The 2696-nt window shown below is 40.3% G+C and carries 3 protein-coding genes; all 3 read right to left on the bottom strand.

What is annotated here, in order from left to right; translation table 11 throughout:
* Positions 1-123: 123 nt before the first annotated feature.
* The 3 genes from AK966_RS19825 to AK966_RS19805 all read right to left on the bottom strand — a co-directional run bounded on the left by AK966_RS19825 (position 124) and on the right by AK966_RS19805 (position 2448).
* A complete protein-coding gene (locus AK966_RS19825; protein ID WP_119464784.1) occupies positions 124-522 on the bottom strand; it encodes a hypothetical protein in 399 nt (132 codons plus the stop codon).
* A gap of 160 nt (positions 523-682) precedes the next feature.
* A complete protein-coding gene (locus tag AK966_RS19815; RefSeq protein WP_119464782.1) occupies positions 683-1465 on the bottom strand; it encodes a hypothetical protein in 783 nt (260 codons plus the stop codon).
* Between the two features lie 701 nt (positions 1466-2166).
* On the bottom strand, positions 2167-2448 hold the full coding sequence (locus AK966_RS19805; RefSeq protein ID WP_119464781.1) for a hypothetical protein: 282 nt from the start codon (positions 2446-2448) through the stop codon (positions 2167-2169).
* Positions 2449-2696 lie beyond the last annotated feature (248 nt).

The raw sequence follows: 2696 nt of genomic DNA, 5'->3' as shown, positions 1-2696 counted from the left end.
CCATCATAGCCTGCGTTCGCAAGATGGTTGTGATACTAAATTCTATGTTAAGAGATGGCGTCATGTGGGATGAGAACATAGCGAAAAATTAGCTATTGACGCCATAGTCGTTTGTTAGCTGAATTAATCCCAAAGGGCTTTGATTTCACTCTTTATAACTTCGATAGCAAGTTCAAGTTCTTGGTCTACTAAGTGAGCCACATCACTCGCGTTCCTTAGTTTAATCAGTTCAGGTCTTAGCTGAACAAGATGAGCCAATACATTTATTTGTTTTTTTATCTCTTGCAACTGCGGCTCAAGCTTCAAAAACTCATCATCTGACAATGAACCAATATCTTCCAATTCGACTTTAAGCCTTATGAGCAACTCCAATACGTTATTAAGCTGATAGGAAGTAGCTTGGTTATTAGTTACTTTTTTTTGAAATTTAAAATTGTCTTTAGATACTTGATATGAAAACCACGCAGCAGCGGCAGCCGCTGACGTTGAAATTGCAGATAAACCGACAAAAAATATTTCCATTACCACCATACTCCTATGTTTCTTTATTCAGCTATCGCCCTGTTAAGGTGTGAGCAACGCAATACCGAAGCCGCCGCATACCACCTTAAACACTAAATCCAACGCATAGTAAAAATGCCACGCGTTGCGAATCACTCTTAAACAGTTTGTTATAAAACAATTAGTTAGAAAACGGCGTGTCATGGTGCTTAATATAAAAATCTGCATCTTCACTAACCAGATACGGAGTAACCTTAAAAAAGATACTTAGTGATTGAGCAAAGTAAAAATTGGCGATTCGGAGCCAAATGGCTACTGTTTGCCTATTTTGAATGGTGTCTGTGTACAAACCATCCAAATCCGTTAACCATAAAGCAGGAGGCATTGAATGAACGTATGTAGAAATATCAGCTAGAATCCCAGAAACAAAGTCCGTTTGCTCTCCACAAACGATCTCGATGCGCTGTCTTCGACTATGATAAAACACACTCTCACCACCCCTTAGTTTCTCCATATTACGAGTGTATAACGGTGAACTTTTAATCGCTTTCCAATACCAATCTTTACTATGTTTATAAAAAGGTTGGATTTTTTCCGCACTTATTGACCCTTGTATTTTTGAAATACGTCCAGATAAGTACATTCCTAAGATATTTCGATGTAGATTGAACATCTCTTCATCTTTGCAATCAAGCATCATGCTCATGACATCATGTGTATCAATAATGTTTCTTACTAAGGTTGCTATGGAGCGTTTATCAAGAATGTCATTATTGACTTCAAACGGTGGCATTAATTTAAATAAAGACACCGCTGTAGATTGAAGTGTTGTGGCAAGAAACACTGCTGGCCAATCAGCAAACTTCCCATCATTAAAGTCCTTGTGAATTTCATAAATATAAGGTTCAAGGCAATTAACACCTTGAACAAGGGCTGAAACTTGAGGAGGTAAAATATCAGTCACGAGGACTCCTTGTTTTATAACGCCCTGCTAAGGGGTGAGCAACGCAATACCGATGTTGCCGCATACCGCCTTAATCACTAAATTCAACGCACAGTAAAAATGCCACGCGTTGCGAATCCCTCTTGAGCAGCTTGTTAGTGCGCTGCCCTTAAAGCTTATGGCATTTGCCAAGATACTGAAATATAGCACGAAACTTATGGTGTAATACGCGAAAGCTAAACGGACAACTGCCAATCTTAAACCAATACTCAAAACGCGAGTTGGCTAGAAGAAAAACACGCAAAACTCGATGATTTTCAGCACCTTTAAATTTGCAAAGGAGACTGACTTCGAACTTTCCCGACCACACCAAAGAAACGATTTTTCGCCGCGAAGCCATCCGCGAGAAAGAAGCCGCACCAATGAAATTGCTTACAACGTTAGAAGCCGTAAACGACGTTGGCAACGCGACCACTGCGCATCTAGTGCCACCGGAGAGAACGTGAAAGGCACATTTGAACCGCTGTAAAGCAGAGCAAAGAAACCAATAAACACCAAATTTTGCAACCTTTAATGCCCATCCCGTACTAACGCCCTATTAAGTTGTGAGCAACGCTGCTACCTTACTAAAACACTGCACCGTAATCACCAAACAAGTTGAAACCGAAAGTGCCGAGCGTTGCGAATCAGCTTGAATTGCTTGTTAAATTGCTAGGCTCACGCTAGCTATTGATGCAATACAAAGTACCGCTTTTCTGATATTTGTAAAAAAGCTGACTAAACCCAATACGCGCAGATTCACTCGTCAGTTCTGAATCATCAAATGCGGTATCAATTGGAAGTTGCACGTACTCAATAGCCTTTTTTAAAATAGCTTCATTTAGTAGACACGTATCAAGAACTGTCTCTAGTTCTGATTCTGTTGAGCAAACTCCTGATAGCTCCTCTAACTCAATAGTAAAAAGACCTGAATCGTTTTTGTATTTAAAATTTACTTCTATCATTAACTTTCCTTAGTTACGTCATGAATTGCAATTTAACGCCCTGTTAAGGGGTGAGCAACGCAATACCGATGCCGCCGCATGCCACCTTAATCACTAAAGCCAACGCATAGTAAAAATGCCACGCGTTGCGAATCCCTCTTGAACAGTTTGATACTCATTGAGCCTTCTCCTCCAACTTAGCCTCTCGACTAAGCTGGAAGGCGACGAAACCCAAAACGGAGAAGACTCTATGAGATTCTATAACAACC

The sequence above is a fragment of the Vibrio sp. PID23_8 genome (assembly GCF_003584965.1).
GTDB lineage: Bacteria > Pseudomonadota > Gammaproteobacteria > Enterobacterales > Vibrionaceae > Vibrio.
Note: the sequence above shows the minus strand (reverse complement) of the source record. Positions and strands in the feature narration are given on the sequence as shown.